Annotated in this window: 13 protein-coding genes and 1 riboswitch; of the genes, 3 read left to right on the top strand and 10 right to left on the bottom strand. The window is 68.2% G+C overall.

What is annotated here, in order from left to right; all coding sequences use genetic code 11:
* Positions 1–265 precede the first annotated feature (265 nt).
* From I6N91_RS00235 to I6N91_RS00215, 5 genes are all read right to left on the bottom strand, one after another.
* Positions 266–475 (bottom strand): FCD domain-containing protein, encoded by a 210-nt coding sequence (locus I6N91_RS00235; protein WP_233091276.1) that lies wholly within the window; start codon positions 473–475, stop codon positions 266–268.
* 175 nt (positions 476–650) lie between these two features.
* Complete coding sequence (locus tag I6N91_RS00230) at positions 651–1,571, bottom strand: MetQ/NlpA family ABC transporter substrate-binding protein (protein WP_198809926.1); 921 nt, start codon at positions 1,569–1,571, stop codon at positions 651–653.
* Positions 1,572–1,640: 69 nt separating this feature from the next.
* Entirely contained in the window at positions 1,641–2,360 is a 720-nt protein-coding gene (locus I6N91_RS00225; RefSeq protein WP_198809925.1) for a methionine ABC transporter permease, read from the bottom strand.
* Positions 2,357–3,415: a methionine ABC transporter ATP-binding protein gene (locus I6N91_RS00220; protein WP_198809924.1), complete on the bottom strand. Its 1,059-nt coding sequence runs from the start codon at positions 3,413–3,415 to the stop codon at positions 2,357–2,359. The genes I6N91_RS00225 and I6N91_RS00220 overlap by 4 nt, the downstream gene beginning before the upstream one ends.
* An 18-nt stretch (positions 3,416–3,433) precedes the next feature.
* On the bottom strand, positions 3,434–4,840 hold the full coding sequence (locus I6N91_RS00215; protein ID WP_198809923.1) for an LLM class flavin-dependent oxidoreductase: 1,407 nt from the start codon (positions 4,838–4,840) through the stop codon (positions 3,434–3,436).
* A 37-nt stretch (positions 4,841–4,877) separates the two neighbouring features.
* A riboswitch (SAM riboswitch) is annotated at positions 4,878–4,997 on the bottom strand.
* 692 nt (positions 4,998–5,689) lie between these two features.
* On the opposite strand from I6N91_RS00215, the gene I6N91_RS00210 reads away from it, so the two are divergent.
* Positions 5,690–6,358: a class F sortase gene (locus tag I6N91_RS00210; RefSeq protein WP_198809922.1), complete on the top strand. Its 669-nt coding sequence runs from the start codon at positions 5,690–5,692 to the stop codon at positions 6,356–6,358.
* A gap of 13 nt (positions 6,359–6,371) precedes the next feature.
* Positions 6,372–7,403 carry a matrixin family metalloprotease gene (locus tag I6N91_RS00205; protein WP_198809921.1) on the top strand — a complete coding sequence of 344 codons (1,032 nt, stop codon included), beginning with the start codon at positions 6,372–6,374 and terminating at the stop codon, positions 7,401–7,403.
* Positions 7,404–7,491: 88 nt separating this feature from the next.
* On the opposite strand, the gene I6N91_RS00200 is transcribed toward I6N91_RS00205, so the two are convergent.
* On the bottom strand, positions 7,492–10,881 hold the full coding sequence (locus tag I6N91_RS00200) for a phosphodiester glycosidase family protein (RefSeq protein WP_198809920.1): 3,390 nt from the start codon (positions 10,879–10,881) through the stop codon (positions 7,492–7,494).
* 326 nt (positions 10,882–11,207) lie between these two features.
* Here I6N91_RS00200 and I6N91_RS00195 point away from each other — a divergent pair, with 326 nt between their 5' ends.
* Entirely contained in the window at positions 11,208–11,582 is a 375-nt protein-coding gene (locus tag I6N91_RS00195; protein ID WP_198809919.1) for a GNAT family N-acetyltransferase, read from the top strand.
* Here the strand turns inward: I6N91_RS00195 and nagA are convergent.
* From nagA to murQ, 4 genes are all read right to left on the bottom strand, one after another.
* Positions 11,557–12,723: an N-acetylglucosamine-6-phosphate deacetylase gene (nagA, locus tag I6N91_RS00190; RefSeq protein ID WP_198809918.1), complete on the bottom strand. Its 1,167-nt coding sequence runs from the start codon at positions 12,721–12,723 to the stop codon at positions 11,557–11,559. The two genes, I6N91_RS00195 and nagA, sit on opposite strands and share 26 nt — an antisense overlap.
* Positions 12,724–12,728: 5 nt before the next feature.
* Positions 12,729–13,511, bottom strand: coding sequence for a glucosamine-6-phosphate deaminase (gene nagB / locus I6N91_RS00185; RefSeq protein ID WP_198809917.1), 783 nt, complete (start codon positions 13,509–13,511; stop codon positions 12,729–12,731).
* 118 nt (positions 13,512–13,629) lie between these two features.
* Positions 13,630–14,829 (bottom strand): anhydro-N-acetylmuramic acid kinase, encoded by a 1,200-nt coding sequence (locus I6N91_RS00180; protein WP_198809916.1) that lies wholly within the window; start codon positions 14,827–14,829, stop codon positions 13,630–13,632.
* Positions 14,826–15,785, bottom strand: coding sequence for an N-acetylmuramic acid 6-phosphate etherase (murQ, locus tag I6N91_RS00175; protein ID WP_198809915.1), 960 nt, complete (start codon positions 15,783–15,785; stop codon positions 14,826–14,828). Before murQ ends, I6N91_RS00180 begins: the two co-directional genes overlap by 4 nt.
* Between the last annotated feature and the right edge of the window lie 14 nt (positions 15,786–15,799).

Below are 15,799 nucleotides of genomic sequence, written 5' to 3'. Positions count from 1 at the left end.
CGCCCGGATTCAGCAGCGACACCGCAGAACGGCCCCCGCCGCCGCGACGACGGCGATCTACGGCACCCTGCGCGGCTCGAACACCAAGGGACGAGACGAGACGTCAGCTGGCGCGTTCCGTCTTCGCCCCAGTCAATCAGACAACAGCTCAGCAGGATCAGAGCACTCGCCGAACGGCCTGCTCGAAACTCGTCAAATGCTCCAGCGCAAGATCCCCGGTACGGTCCGCGTCTCCCCCGGCGATCGTCTCAAACAGCTCCGCGTGCTAGATGCGGCGGTGGACCTTCATGTCGAAACGCATCAGGTCGTACAAGGCGCCCTCCGTCAGGGCGTTCCCTGAAATAGCAGCGGCCGTCTCACGCAGCTCGGCCAGCATCCCCGCCGTCGCCACCTGGGCGGCCCGCCGCGCAGCGAGCGGCTCAAGCGAGGCCCGGATCTCAGGAACGTCGGCGAGCTCGGTGATATCCACGACCATGGTGGTACGCAAACTGGGCCATCGACATCTGAGGGCCGTCCGGCAGCCGGCTCTCCATGGACCTTTTGAGCCTTCTCGTGGGGTGACGCAATTGCGCAACGGTGACCTCCGCCAGCCGAAGTCTCATTGGCCAAGTGCGGTCATGAAGCGAACGAAGTGCACCGCCTCGCTCCCGCTACTCCCCCTCGATCGGCAGCAGCAGCCCCTTCACCTCCGGGTCGGTGGCCAGGAACTCCTGCACGGCCGGGTCCTGGAACGCCTCCGTCAGCTTCTTGATGTTTTCCGTCTCCAGGTACTCCGTTCCCACGGTCAACTGGGATGCGAACTCATCCGGGGCCGGCGGGGCGAAGATCTGCTGCTCCAACGGGATCTTCGCCGCCGTGTAGTACTCCGTGTACCCCACGGCGGCGTCGAGGTCCGGCAGCGCCCTCGACTGCGCCGCGAAGTCCAGCAGCCGGAACTGAAGGTTCTTCGGATTCGAAGCGATGTCCTTCTGCGTCGCCTCCCATTTGTTCACGCCCTCCTTCAGCGTGATCAGCCCGGCCCGCTCCAGCAGCCACAGCCCCTGGGCCTCGTTCGCCGGATCCGAATACAGCGACACCGTCGCGCCGTCGGGAATCTCCTCCACGGTCTTGTACTTATCCGACCAGATCCCGAAACCCCACCGGAACACCGGGCCGACCGCCGTCTCCCGGAAATCCGGGTTCGCCTCGAGCACCTGCCCCAGCCACAGCTTGTGCTGGTAGATCGTGGCCGCGACCTCGCCCTCGCTCACCGCCCGGTTGATGGTGTTGCTGTCGCTGAGGCCCTTGAACTCAATGTCGATCCCGTACTTCGGGGCCACCTCCTCATCGATGAACTCCACCAGGGCCTGCTCGGCATGGTTGCCCTCGGCGGTGGCCACCAGCAGGGTGGCCCCCTCGGTCTCTGCGGCCGATTTCTCGGGGTTCAGCAGCGGCACTGCGGTAAAGGCACCCGCCGCAACGACGGCGGCGGCACCGCCGGCAATCCACGGCGCCTTGCGCCGCTTCCGCAGGGTGAAGCCGTGCACGGAGGAGCCGGGGGTGGCGGACGGGGAAGGAGTATTTTCAGACATGGCGAAGCCTTTCGAGGGCGCGCTGGAACACAGCGCGATATTGAGAAGAAAAGGATAGAGAGGAGTGAGTCAGGCCCGCTGCAGCCGCTTCTGCGGCGTCACCCAGCGGACCAGCCGGTCGCCGGCAACCTGCACGAAGGCGACGGTCGCCACGAGGATCAGGATGGTCGCGAGCATGACGGTGTTGTCGAACCGCTGGTAGCCGTAGGTCACCGCGACGTAGCCGATGCCGCCGGCCCCGATCGTCCCGGCAATCGCCGAATACTCGATCATGGCGATGACCTGGATGGTCAGCCCGCCGAGCACGGCCGGCACCGCCTCCCCGAACTGCGCCGACCTCATGATCTGCAGGTTCGACCCGCCCGAGGCGCGGGCCACCCTCACGATCGACGGCGGCACCGACCGCAGCGCGTTCTCGACGATTCGGGTGAAGAAGGCAATCCCGGCCAGGGACATCGGCACCACCGCGGCGGCAATGCCGATGTTCGTCCCGGTGATAAAGCGGGTGAACGGCACGATCGACGCCATCAGGATCAGGAACGGCAGCGACCGCCCCACGCTGATGATCCAGCCCAGCACCGCATGCAGCGACGGCCGCTCAAAGAGCCCGCCCGGTGCGACATTGTGAAGCAGGACGCCCAGCGGCGTCCCGACCACCAGGACAATCGCCATCACGATGCCGACCATCAGCACCGTCTCGCCGTAGGCGGGCAGCAGCAGTGCGGGAAGCTCGGCCACCGGCACATCGGCCCGGGGGACATAAATCGCCCCACCGACGACGGCGCTCATGCTGCGCCCTCCAGCGCCGGAACCGCTCCGGACCGGACCAGTGAAACCGGCACTCCCCCGGCAGTGGCCTCCCGACGGGCATCGGGCGTACCGCTCAACCCATACCGGGCCAAAACCGCCTGGACGGCCTCGTCGGACCGCGCAGTGATTCCGAGGGTGGCACTGCCGGTATTGATGCCGTGCACCGTTTCGACCGATGCGCCGAGAAGGTGTATCGGCACGGCAAGATCCGCGGAGACCCGCTGGATCCAGTCCCCCGGCACATCGGCCGAGTCGTAGGTGACGTACCAGGTGGCGGCGCCGTCGTCGGCCGCTGCAAAACCGCGTCGTGGCTGCAGCGCCCGGCCCAGCGGGGAGCCGTGGTCCGTCAGCAGGTCGACCAGCGGCCCGGTCTCGACGATCTGCCCGCGCTCGAGCCGCGCCACCGAATCGGCGATCTGCCGCACCGTGTCCATCTCGTGGGTGATGAAGACGACCGTGAGGTCGAGGTCGGTCCGCAGCTGCTTCAGCAGTTCCACCACGGAGCTGGTGGTGTCCGGGTCCAGGCCCGACGTCGCCTCATCCGCTAACAGGATGGCGGGACGCAGGGCCAGCGCCCGGGCAATGCCGACGCGCTGCGCCTGCCCGCCGGAGAGCTGGAACGGGTACGAGTGGGCCTTGGGCCCCAGCCCGACGCGGTCGATCAGTTCCCCCACCCGAGCCTTGATCTCCCCCGGCGTCACGCCAAGGTATTCCAGCGGCAGGGCGATGTTTTCCGACGCCGTGCGCCGGCTCAACAGGCTCGCCGACTGGAACACCGTGCCGATCCGCCGCCGCGCCGCCCGGAGCCGCTTCTCCGGAAGGCTCGAAAGGTCCTCGCCGTTCACGACCACCGATCCTGAGGTGGGCCGCTCCAGCAGGTTGATGCACTGGGCCAGCGTGCTCTTGCCGGCACCACTCGGTCCGGTGACGGCGAAGATTTCGCCGGCGCCGACCTCGAAGTTGAGCCGGTCGAGCACCGTGACCGAATCCGCACCACGCCCGTAGGTTTTCGTCAGTTCAAGAAGGGAGATCATGGAGTTGTCCTTGGAAGGTCAGCGGGCGGCGGGCTGGAGGCGGTAGCTCGAGCCGTGATGCTCGGCGGGCAGCCGGTCGCCACGGCCGAACAGCTTGTGCCGCAGCGTCCCCTCGACGTATTCGGTGGGGTACGCGCCGCGCTTCTGCAGTTCGGGCACCACGTACTTCACCACGTCCTCGAACGAGCCCGGCGTGATGGCGTAAGCGAGGTTGAAGCCGTCGACGTCGGTCTCCTCCACCCACGCCTGGAGCTCCTCGGCGACCTGCGCACCGGAGCCGACGACGCGCGGGCCCAGCCCGCCGATGCCGGCCCACTCGGCGATGTCGCGCACCGTCCACGGCTTGCCGTCGTCCTCCACCTTGGAGAAGTTCGCGACCGCCGACTGAATGGCGTTCGACTTCACGTTGCCGAGCGGCTCATCCGGGTCGTACACCGACAGGTCGATGCCGAGCCAGCCCGAGAGCAGCACGAGCGCCCCCTCGTAGCTGACGTACTTCTTGTACTCCTCGTGCTTGGCGTGCGCCTTCTCCTCGGTCTCGTCGGTGATGACGGTGAGCATCGTGTAGATGCGCACGGAGTAGCGGTCGCGTCCGGCGGCCTCGACGGCGTCGCGGATCTTCGCGACGGTCTCCTTGAGGATCGCCCGGGTCGGCGAGCCCACGAAGACGGCCTCCGCATTGCCCGCGGCGAAGGCGATCCCCCGGGCGGAGGCGCCGGCCTGGTAGATCACCGGGGTGCGCTGCGGGGACGGTTCGCTGAGGTGGATCCCCGGCGTCGTGAAGTACTTGCCCTCATGCCCGATTCCGTGGACCTTCGCGGGGTCGGTGAAGACGCCGCTTTCGGTATCGCGCACGACGGCGTCGTCCTCCCAGGAGCCTTCGAGCAGCTTGTAGAGCACCTCGAGGTACTCGTCGGCGTGGTTGTAGCGCTCATCGTGCTCGAGCTGGTCGGTCTGCCCGAGGTTCCGCGCCGCCGAGGGGAGGTACCCGGTAACGACGTTCCAGCCGAACCGCCCGTTGGTGAGGTGGTCGAGCGTGGAGAGGCGGCGGGCGAACGGGTACGGATGCTCGTACGCCGTGCCCGCAGTGACGCCGAAGCCGAGGTGCTCGGTCACCAGGGCCATGGCGGAGACCAGGAGGAACGGGTCGTTGACCGGCGTCTGGGTGCCCTGGCGCAGCGTTGCCTCGTTGGAGCCGCCGTAGACGTCGTAGGTGCCGAGGACGTCGGCAATGAAGATGCCGTCGAACAGGCCCTTCTCGAGCGTCTTAGCGAGCTCAGCCCAGTAGTGGAGGTCCTTGTACCGCCAGGACTGGTCCTCGGGGTGGCGCCACAGCCCGGGAGACTGATGACCGACGCAATTCATGTCGAAGGCGTTGAAGCGGATCCGGCGCGGTGAGCCGGAGGCGTGCGGGGATAAGGACATGGCAAAAGAACCCTCGTTCAGGGCACAACCGGAGGAAGTGCCGTACTTGCCCTCCGGTCATCTGCGCCGGCCGGGCCGAATCCTCACCTGGGGCACCCCGCTACAGCGAGAGGGTTGCCGTCCAACAAACCAGGGTTTTGCGTTGGAACTCTTGATTCTGTGTTTGACCCTACTGGACGCATCACGGTGAAATCCAAGAATGTGCGTCATAGGAAGTCACGAGCCGCAATATTGACCGCAAAACAACGGCCAGCAGGACGACCCTGACCGCACTTTCAGGGCGGTGGCGCCCGTCCCGCTTCGAACGATCGGACTTCGCATCGAGCCTCTGATTCGCTGAGTACTAAACCATGCCAGCGGTACTGCGGTCGTCTCAACAGAAGGTGCATACAAGAATTTGCGTTATACCGAGATTGCCCGGGGCTTCTCGGTTAACACACGACTACAACATCACTTTTGTGACGAAAGGGCGGCGCACCGCTTTCACAGTGAGCCGCCCTAGCCCCTTATCTACTCTGAGCTTGCCGTCCCCCGAGGAGTTGCAGTGCCCTGAAGAAGCGCAAATGCCTCAGCGAGGTGAAGTATCCGGTGGCTTGAGCCCACCGATGGCGCCGTCTGAGTGATCTTGGCGAGGAGCGCTCGTTGTGCTTCCTCGAGAGCGATAGCTGTTTCCTGTTGCATACTGTTCTACCTTCAATATCAGCGGCCCGCCCAGCGCGGACCGTTCATACAGAACCTATTCGAATGCACTGACGATTTGGTCCGCCCGGGCCACGTTCACCTGTCTATAGGTGTCAGGCCCTGGGCCTGACCGTCCATCGTCGAACCGAATCGGATATCGTCCTACGCATGATCAGTTCTTCCGGCAACCGCCGTAGAAGCCGCCTGGCTGCTGCGGCGGTCGCCTTCTTCCTGCTCTCCGGCTGCGCCTCCGAGGCTCCGGCCCAGATGCTCGAGAACCCGCCGACGACTTCGTCCACGCCGTCGACCACACCCACCCCTGCACCGGCGACGGCGGCACCGCAGGTTCAGACGCCGACGGCGTCTCCGGACCTCCCTGTCCTCCCCGAGTCCCGGCCGGCCTCCTTCCGCATTCCGTCAACCGGTGCGACCTCGGAGCTGCTCAGCCTCGGCCTGCGCGATAACGGCACCCTCGAGGTCCCCCCGGACGGCCCCGGCGCGCCCGCCAGCTGGTACAACGGCTCGCCCACGCCCGGCGAGCGCGGACCCGCGGTCCTCCTGGGCCATGTCAATGCCACCGACGGAGGACCGGGCATCTTCGCCGAGTTGCGCAAGCTCAAGGCCGGGGACACCATCGAGGTGACCCGCGAGGACGGCACGAAGGCGGTCTTCACCTTCGACCGCGGCGAGCAGTACGCCAAGGACACCTTCCCCACGAAGAAGGTCTACGGGAACACCGAGGGGGCCGAACTACGCCTGATCACCTGTGACGGGTTCGACCCGGAGACCGGTGAGTTCGACGACAACTACGTCGTCTACGCGAAGCTCGTCGGCTGAGAGCGGTGCCGGTATGCCGTACCCCCACGAGGGCCAAGCCGGCGGCGGCGGGGAGCCAGAAAGCACCCCGCGCAACGGCGCCCCGCGCCAATCGAAGGCACCTAGCGGCCGCACACCCACCTGGGCGCTTGAAGAATCCCTGAATCAGCAGCTGCGGGGGTTCCACGCCTCGCAGGGCCGGCCCAACGGGTGGCCGCCCGCACCTCCGCGCTCCCGCACCCTCCCTCCAAAACCGCACGGGCAGCGGCCCCGCCGGCGTTTCAGCCGCGGCCTGCGCACCGGTCTCGCCCTCGCCCTGGTGGCCGGGCTCTACTTCGGGCCCGGCGTCTTCGAGCGGCACATCCTCCCGGCGGCGCTGCCCTACTTCCCCGGCGCCAGCGTGCCGCCCTGGGGTATCGAGGCGGCTGACGCGCCGCTCGGGCAGCCTCCCGTGGTGGCCGCCTCGGACGCCTACCAGTTCCATTCCTCCCCCACCGATGAGCAGGACTTCGTCGCCTACGACCCCTGCCGCCCGATCCACTACGTCGTCCGCCCCGACAACGCCCCTCCCGGCTCCGAGAGGCTCATCGATGAGGCGGTCGCGCAGGTTTCCGCCGCCACCGGCCTGCAGTTCATTGACGACGGCACCACGTCTGAGGGTCCCTCGGAAGACCGCGAGTCCTTCCAGCCTGAGGCCTACGGCAAGCGGTGGGCGCCGGTCCTCATCACCTGGTCAACGCCGCAGGAGAGTCCCGAGCTCGCGGGAGACACTGCCGGGCTCGGCGGCAGCAGCGCGGTCACCACCCCAGGCAACCCCTACGTCTACGTCACCGGTCAGGTGCAGCTCGATGCCCCCGCCCTCTCGGACATCCTCACCTATCCGGGCGGCCCGGACCTCGTCCGGGCGGTGATCATGCACGAGCTCGGGCACGTCGTCGGCCTCGACCACGTCGAGGACCCCAACCAGCTGATGAACGCGCGGAACAGCAACGTGACCGACTTCGCCGACGGCGACCGCGCCGGCCTGGCCCGGCTGGGCACCGGGGAGTGCGTCCGGCGGCTCTGATGAATCAAAGAGAGCGCGGGCGAACCCCGATGAGCCGGACGGAAACAGCCCCTGCCTCAAGGAAGCAGGGGCCGTTGCGTGCACTGACTTACCCGGTCACGGTGACCGGGGTGGTTTCGGTGACTCCGTTGACGGTGACCGAGAGGGTGCCCTCCCCTGCCCGCAGTGCGGTCAGGCTCTGGGTCTCCGGGTCGTAGGCCGCAATGCTGGTTCCCGGCGCTTCCGCCGCGAGGCCGATGTGAACCCTTTCCGAGGCCCAGTCAGCACTCACGGGGTAGTTGACCGGGAAGGTCCGCCTCCCCTGAGTGACGTGGGCGTCAAGACTGACCGACGTGCCGGCGGCCATGGCCCCCGGGTTGTCGATGGCGAGCTTATCGACGTGGGGGCGCATCTCGACTTCCAGCCATGGGTTCTCCGCATCCGATTCCGGTGCGGATCGATGCCGGGCCTTCAGCGGCGCCGGTTCGGCCGACGGGTTGATCCCTACCAGCGACCAGCCGGAAAATCCGCCCTCGGCAGGAGCCGTGGACGGCGTCTTCCCCGCGTTTCCATTGACGATGTAGGGGACGCCGTCCACGGAGGTCGCGGAGAACGATCCGACGTGCGAGCCGATGTAGGCCGCGCCCTTGCCGCTGTCGCGCCGGAATTCCGAAAGCCAGTCCTCGACGACACCGACCTCGACGGCACTGGAAAGCTGGCTGACCTTGATCGGGCTGGGATCGCGGGTCGGCATGTGGGTCAGCACCACAACACCGTTAATGGCCGGGTTGTCCCGCGCGGTGTCCAGCGAGTCGCGGAGCATCTGCCACTGGTCAAAGCCGCCACCGAGCAGCCTGCCGGTCGAAGAGTCGAGGAGAACGAACTGCGTTCCCTTGTGGACGAACCTCTGATGCCCGGGGCCAAATTCAGCCTCGAACGGGTCGACGGTACCGGGACCATAGATTTCGTGGTTGCCCGGAACGTAGTACCAGGGCACCTTGTCCCCGAGTTCCTCCTCGATGACCTTGCGGGCGAGAGCGAGGTCCGCGGGGAAGGCGGTGTCGATCCAGTCCCCGTTAATGACGATGAACTCCGGGTCGGCGGCGAGAGCTTCACGGAGCGTGCGCCGTGCCGCAGGGATAAGTGACTGGTCCGATGCCGTGAACTGGGCATCGGAGACGACGGCGAACGTGAAGTCTCCGCCGTCGAGGGCCTTGCCGTCGGTGATGACGACGTCGTCGGCGACCCGGTCGGTCACCGGGGTTTCGATGCTGGGGGCGACCTTGACCGTGATGTCATCGATCGCGACCGATCCTGCGTATTTCGCTGTCGCCGCCGTTTCGATGATGCCGAACCGGGTCAGCGTCATTGGGAAGGCGATGCCCTGGGGCACATCGACCTCGACATACTGCCAGCCTGTCCAGGTGATGTGAGGCCCGTACAGGGGGTAGGAATTGCCCTTGTCGTCGCGGAGGGAGAAGGACCACCACTGGCCCCGTCCGTCGCCCTTGACCCACAGCCCGATGGTCTGGGGCTGCCCGTCAATAGTGATGTTCTTCGGTGGCGCCGCGTTCGAGGTGCGCGTCGCCGTCGACTGGGTGAAGTCGTAGTTGATCTGCAGTGCGGTTCCGCCGTCCCTTCCCTGGGTTGGCGCAAGAGATCCGGTTGACCGCGCTCCGGACCATTTCCAGCCTGCTGCGTCGTCGAAGTTCGCGGCGATCCGACTCTCAAGTCCTACCGAGACGGCCACATGGGAGACGACTCCCTTGACTGTGGCTGTGACCACGACGCCAGCGGAGTCCACGCCCGCCTTGACGGAGAAGCCGCCTGCTTCGTTCGGCTCGATGGAAAGCTTGGAGGTGTCGTATTCAAGCACGACGTCGGCGGGGTCGATGGGTGCCTGGAACCCGTCAGCGTCATAGCCGACCAGGCCGAACGTCCCGGCATCCGAGGCGTCCTTAAGGGATACCTTCTCCGCGGTGGGACGCACCCGTTCCAGGTCCCCGAGCACGACGAGGGGAAGTTCCCCGGCCGCCCCGGCCGTCGAGGCCGTGACGGTGACATCCCCGCTGCGCCTGGCGGTGAACGTGCCGTCCTTATCGATCTCTCCGACGGCTGCGGGGTTTGACCGGTATTTCGCGTCGACATCGACCGGCGCGTAGGTTTCATCATGTGCCAGCGCGTCGAGTTCCCGGCTCAGCCCGGGGAAGACCCGCAGGGAGTTCTCGTCGGCGTCACCGGCCTCGGGTGCGACCCGGAGCCCTGTCGGCCGCCCGGATCCCTCCGCGGCAAACAGCGCCAGCCCGTTGGGCACCGACCGCTGGTAGCCGTCGGAGGGCGCGTTCTCCAGATCGACCCCGCTCTCGCCGGCCTCGCGGGCCACCAGGGTTGAGGATCCTCCGCCGTCGAGGTTGAGCGCCATGTCGGCGCCCAGCTCCTTCATGAAGGCTCCCAGTTCTTCGAGGGACATGCCCCGGCTGTCAGCCATCCGGCCGTCGAGGGTCACGAGGAACATCGTGGCGCGGTCCTTGCTGAACCCGACCGCCGTTCGGGGATGCACGCTCTTGTCGCCCTGGGGAAGCACTTCACCTCCGCGCACGAGCGGCTGGCTGCCGCCGATGGCCACCTCCATCTCACCTGCAGAACTCTTGAGGCCGTAGGACACCTTGACCTTGTCCCCGATCTTCAATGCGGAGAGTGCTTTGGCTCCGTTTTCACGTCCGACCAGGGCGATCGTGTTTTCCTTGAGGGCGCCCTCGCCGGGCTGGGGGGAAATCCCGGTCACCACGCCGTCGGTCACCAGAACCTCGACCTTCGAGGACACGCCCGTCGTGGCGCGGTCGCGCGAATAGCCGCCCCAGAGGGAGGTGTACGCCCCGATGTCGTTGACAGCAAGGACGTTCTGGTTGAGTCCCTTGAGGGGCACGGTGGCCGTCGGGGTGACGATGCTGCCTTCGAGGAGCATTTCGGTCATCTGGGCGAGCCCGTTGGCGTCGACGCCAATGGCGTTCGGCCAGCCCGGGTTGGGTCCCTTCACAACGCCCTTGCGGCCGAGCCCCGCACCCAGAGCTGATCCGGAGTTGTTGATGTCGAAGAAGTCGCCATTGACACCGGCGACCGCGCCCGCCTTCTCGACCTGGTTCTCCAGCGGCCCCGGGGTAGTCACCGTCCCGCCGTCGACATAATCAAGACTCAGCCCGGGGGTGCCCAGCTTGGCGGTCAGGACGTCCCCGCGCACGAACCCGGCGGAGTCAAGCCACTGGAACGATCTCAGGTCCAGGCCAGGCGCGACAGGGCGCTCTTCTTCATTCAGGAGGATGCGCTCACCACCCGCAGGTTCCTTGAGGAGCATTCCCGGCTCATTCGGGTTGGAACTTGCGGCCGGGCTGCGGCCCTGGCTGCTGTCCGCCCCCTCGCGGACGGGAACGGCGTCGCTGTCGAGGACGCCGCTAACGGGCCGCGGGGCGGCCGACGCCGGGCCGACACCGGAAAGCAGCACAGCCGGTATCAGAATTCCGGGAAGTAACAGTTTTTTGTAGGTTCTTTTCACCAGCACACCGTCCCAGCCGAACGGGAACGACGGATGACGGCATCACGACTACGCGGTGAACCAAGAAGAACAGCTCCCTGCAGGCGCTTGGCCCATCGGACCATCCCAGAGCCCCGTGGACAACACCAACCTCAGAACGGTCGCCGGACCGGTGGCTGAGGCGCTCAGCGGCTCTGCCACCGCCGGCTCCAACAGCAGGCCACCGCGGAGGGGTGCCCGCGTTGACTATCCTCCGGCACAGTGAAAAACTTGCGATATCTCACGAAGGGGACGACATGACCAGCGGCACAGAGCCAGGCAGCCCGGCAGGCACTTCAGCGGGCGAACAGACGACCGGTTCCGGAGCCACGAAGGCGCAGTTGACGGTCACCGACACCCCAGAGAAGAGCCGCTACATCGCCTACCTCGACGGGACCCCCGTGGGCCTGGCCGCCTACCGCCTCGCTGACGGCGTCATCGAATACACCCACACCATCGTCGACGAGGAATTCGAGGGCCGCGGCATCGCCACGGACATGATTCATCAGGCGATGGCCGACGCACGGGAACGGAACCTGAAGGTCGTGGCCGGGTGCAGCTTCGTCGAACACTTCCTGGCGGAGAACCCGGAGTATTCCGACCTCGTCAGGACAGGACCCGCAGCACCTTAAGGTCCTCATCCAGCACGACGACGCCGCCGCGCGCCCCGACCTCCGTCGTGCCGTAGTCCGGGAGCCCGAGGGCACGGGCCGGAACGACGGTCGCCGCCGCAACCGCCTCGGCCACCCCGACGCCGGCGCCCACCGCCCGCCGAACGGCGGCGTCAAGCGTGAGGGTGCTGCCGGCGATCGACCCACCCCCCGCGAGGCGGGCCTCCCCGTCCGACACGAGGACGTCGAGGGAGCCGATCCGGTACGGTCCGTCCCCGGCGCCCGCCGCGGCCATCGCATCGGTGATCAGGGCCACCCGTCCCGGCGCCGAGGCGAATGCGAGCCGGACCATCGGGTCGTGGACGTGAAGCCCGTCGGCGATCAGTTCGAGCGTGACGTGCGGGGAATCCAGTGCTGCCGCGATCGGCCCGGGTTTCCGGTGATGCAGCGGCTCCATGGCGTTGAAGGTGTGAGTCAACAGGCTCGCTCCGGCGTCGAACGCCCGCAGCGCCATTTCATAGTCCGCGGCCGTGTGCCCGACGGCCACCCGGACACCGTGCTGGACGAAGCGGCGCAGGGCCGCGAGATCCGGGTCGAGCTCCGGAGCCATGGTGACCTGAACGAGCGAGCCTCCCCCGGCCTCGACAAGCCGGTCCACGGCCTCAACGGTGGGAGCCACGAGGTAGTCGGGCCGGTGCGCCCCGCAGTGGCTCGTCGCAAGGAACGGCCCCTCAAGGTGGAAGCCGCGGAGCATCGGATCCCGGACGGCACCGAGCGACCGCAGGGAGGCCTCGAGGACCGGCAGCGGATTGGTCACCAGCGACGCCACGAGGCTCGTGGCGCCCGCCGCCCGGTGCACGCGCAGCGCCGGGCTGATGTCGGCGTCCTCGAAGGACGCCCCTCCCCCGCCGTGGCAGTGAAGGTCGACGAACCCGGGCGCCACGTACGCTCCGGCCGCGTCGAGCACCTCAACGTCGGCCTGTGAACCGGGACCGGCACCGGCTCCTGCACCCGCAGTGAGCCCGCGCCACGAGTCCCCGGTCCCGACGTCGGTGACGACGCCGTCGTCGAGCCGGAGCCAGGCGTCGGGGACGACGGTGGTCCCGGTGAAGCGCCGGGCGGAGTGGAGAACGAGGGGCTGCGTTGCCGGAAGTGGAGTCACCGGACTCAGGGTAGCTGCCAGGCGGGCCGGTTGGCCTCAGTGTGCCGGTAGTAGGCGTGGCTCCGCAGCTCGGCGGCGGCGGCCTCGTCGACGATCACCGTCGCATTGGCGTGGAGCTGGAGGGCGGTGGCCGGGCAGAAGGCGCCCAGCGGGCCCTCGATCATCTGCGCCACGGCGGCGGCCTTCGGCGTCCCGGTGGCCACGAGCACCAAGGCCCGCGCGTCGAGGATGGTGCCGATTCCCTGGGTGAGGCAGTGCATTGGGACCTGGGTGACGTCGCCGCCGAAGAACCGGGAGTTGTCCTCCCGGGTGCGCGGCGAGAGTGTCTTGACGCGCGTCCGGCTGGCGAAGGACGACGTCGGTTCATTGAAGCCGATGTGTCCGTTGGCGCCGATGCCCAGCAGCTGCACGTCGACCCCGCCGCTGGCCCGGATCGCGTCCTCGTACGCCCGGCAGGCCGCCTCGAGGTCCTCGGCCGCGCCGTCGGGCACCCGGATGTTGCCCGGAGTGAGCCCCAGCCGCTGCACGACCTCCCGATCGATCACCGAGCGGTAGCTCTCGGGGTGCTCGGCGGGCAGGCCGACATATTCGTCGAGGGCGAAGCCGCGCACCCGGTCGAAGGCCAGCTCGTCGAGGCGATGCCGGGCGAGCGCCTCGTAGGTCGCCATCGGGCTCGACCCCGTGGCGAAGCCGAGTACGGCGTCGGGCTTCCGCTCGACGGTTGAGGCGAGGATGCGGGCGGCGTGCTCGCCGACGGCCGCGGCGTCGGGGTGGATGGCGATTCTCATCGGGTACTACCAATCGTCGAGGAATGGATGAAGCCGCCGAAGGTGCACCATGGAATCCGACGCACAGAGCCGGCGGAAAGAAGTATCGGTTGAAAGGCCTTCACAGGATCTCCAGGGACTAAGGGTGCCGGACCGGCGCGGGAAACGAGACGGTGATGCGCTCGGGAGGAACGGCCGCCGGCTCCGGCAGGCGCAGGGGGCCCGCGCCCGGGGTGATGCGGCCGGCGAGAGGCGGCGTCGTGCTTCCGGTGGCGCTGGCCAGGGTGCCGGGGAGCCCGTGCCACGTGAAGAAGCCGAGCAGGGCGAAAAGGTAGGCCTCCTTGGCGTCGGCGTCGATGCCAAGGTCGGTGGCATCGCGCAGCTGCGCCGGTTCGAGGTGTGCCCCCAGCCGCTCCAGCAGGAACGGGTTGCGGGTACCGCCGCCGGAGACGAACACCTTGCCGACCCCAAAGGGCGCGAGGGCATCGGCCACGGTGCGGGCCGTCAGTTCGGTGAGGGTGGCCAGCAGGTCGGCGGTGGTGCACGGCCGGGCCGCGGTCACGGCGTCGAGGTACCCCGAGTGGAAGAGTTCGCGGCCGGTGGACTTCGGCGCAGGCCGGGCGTAGTAGGGGTGGGCGAGCAGGGCAGCGAGGAGGTCGTTGTCGACCGTTCCGGCGCGGGCGCCCTCTCCGTCCCGGTCAACTGACTCCCTGCCGCCGCTGGCTGCGCGCACCGCGGCGTCGAGGAGCGCGTTTGCCGGGCCGGTGTCGAAGGCGACGGGGTCCTGGCCGGGGCGGATCACCGTCGCGTTGGCGATCCCGCCCAGGTTGAGGGCAGCAGAGTTGAGGGCCGCCGCAGCGTCCCCTCGCCCGGCGAGCAGCAGGGAGTCGAAGAGGCTTACGAGCGGGGCGCCCTGGCCGCCGGCGGCGATGTCGTTGCTGCGCAGGTCGGAGAGCACGGGCAGTCCGGTGGCCTGCGCGATCCAGGCGGGCTGGCCCAGCTGGAGCGTCCCGCGGCCCGTGCCGTCCTCGATCCAGTGGAACAAGGTCTGCCCGTGGGAGACGACGAGGTCGGCGGTCCCGCCGGTTTCCGCGAGCAGGGCCTGCGCGGCGGCGGCGAACTCCTGCCCAATGAAGGTGTCGAGCCGGGTCACCGCCTCCATGGTGGTGGCCGCCGGCGGCATGGCGCGCTGGATCTCTTCCCGCAGGCCTTCGCTGTACGGGATCTCTCGGTGGCCCAGCGGCGTCATGCGCAGCTCGGTGCCGTCGAGTTCGAAGTCCGCGGCGGCGACGTCGATGGCGTCCACCGAGGTGCCCGAGGACAGCCCGATGACCCTCATGGACGCATGGGTGCCGTGCCGAGGATGGCCCGCACGCTGCCCGCGTGCTCCTCGAGGAGGCGGCGGGCCTCCGCGGCGTCGACCCCGTTCAGGAGCATGACGATGGCGGTCTTGGCGTGCCAGCCCGAGGCGTCGAGCGCGCCGGCCGCCTCGGCGGGGGACGCCCCGGTCGCCTCGAGGACGATCCGCTGCGCCCGCTGGCGCAGCTTGCCGTTGGTGGCCTTGACGTCGACCATGAGGTTCCCGTAGGTCTTGCCCAGGCGGATCATCGCCGCAGTGGAGATGGCGTTGAGGACAAGCTTCTGGGCGGTGCCGGCCTTCAAGCGGGTCGACCCGGCGACCACCTCGGGCCCGGTGAGGACCTCGATGGGAAAGTCGACGGCGGCGCTGAGGAGCGTCGCCGGGTTGTTTGAGAGGCCGATAGTCACGGCCCCGGCGGCGCGCGCGGCGGCCATCGCCCCGAGTACGTAGGGGGTCCGGCCGGAGGCAGCGATCCCGACGACGGCGTCGAGCTCCCCGACCGACAGGTCCCGCAGGTCGGCGGCGCCGGCGTCGGGATCGTCCTCGATCCCCTCGACGGCGGAGACGAGGGCGGCCGGGCCGCCGGCCATCAGCGCGATGACGAGTCCGGGGGCCACCCCGAAGGTCGGAACGCATTCGGCGGCGTCGACGCCTGCGAGGCGTCCCGGGGTGCCTGCGCCCACGTAGATGAGCCGGCCTCCACGGCCGAGCCGGTCGATGACGGCGTCGACGGCGGCCGTGATGGCATCACCGGCGGCGGCGGTGGCCGCGGGGACGAGGGCGTCCTCGGCGGCGATCTGGGCGACGAGTTCGCGGGTTGACCGCAGGTCAAGATCGGCCAGGTCCGGGCGGGACTGTTCGGTCTCCAGACGGTCGAGGTCCGAGGGTGCTTCCCGAGAGTCCGCCGCCTTTTGGGTGCGATAGGAGTTGTTCACGATCCAAGAAGACC

The organism is Arthrobacter sp. MSA 4-2 (assembly GCF_016405885.1).
GTDB lineage: Bacteria > Actinomycetota > Actinomycetes > Actinomycetales > Micrococcaceae > Arthrobacter_D.
Note: the sequence above shows the minus strand (reverse complement) of the source record. Positions and strands in the feature narration are given on the sequence as shown.

Excerpts from the sequence above, each read along its gene's own strand:
- I6N91_RS00235 (WP_233091276.1), bottom strand. The coding sequence starts at position 475 with ATGGTCGTGGATATCACCGAGCTCGCCGACGTTCCTGAGATCCGGGCC.
- I6N91_RS00230 (WP_198809926.1), bottom strand. The coding sequence starts at position 1,571 with ATGTCTGAAAATACTCCTTCCCCGTCCGCCACCCCCGGCTCCTCCGTG.
- I6N91_RS00225 (WP_198809925.1), bottom strand. The coding sequence starts at position 2,360 with ATGAGCGCCGTCGTCGGTGGGGCGATTTATGTCCCCCGGGCCGATGTG.
- I6N91_RS00220 (WP_198809924.1), bottom strand. The coding sequence starts at position 3,415 with ATGATCTCCCTTCTTGAACTGACGAAAACCTACGGGCGTGGTGCGGAT.
- I6N91_RS00215 (WP_198809923.1), bottom strand. The coding sequence starts at position 4,840 with ATGTCCTTATCCCCGCACGCCTCCGGCTCACCGCGCCGGATCCGCTTC.
- I6N91_RS00210 (WP_198809922.1), top strand. The coding sequence starts at position 5,690 with ATGATCAGTTCTTCCGGCAACCGCCGTAGAAGCCGCCTGGCTGCTGCG.
- I6N91_RS00205 (WP_198809921.1), top strand. The coding sequence starts at position 6,372 with ATGCCGTACCCCCACGAGGGCCAAGCCGGCGGCGGCGGGGAGCCAGAA.
- I6N91_RS00195 (WP_198809919.1), top strand. The coding sequence starts at position 11,208 with ATGACCAGCGGCACAGAGCCAGGCAGCCCGGCAGGCACTTCAGCGGGC.
- nagB (WP_198809917.1), bottom strand. The coding sequence starts at position 13,511 with ATGAGAATCGCCATCCACCCCGACGCCGCGGCCGTCGGCGAGCACGCC.
- I6N91_RS00180 (WP_198809916.1), bottom strand. The coding sequence starts at position 14,829 with ATGAGGGTCATCGGGCTGTCCTCGGGCACCTCGGTGGACGCCATCGAC.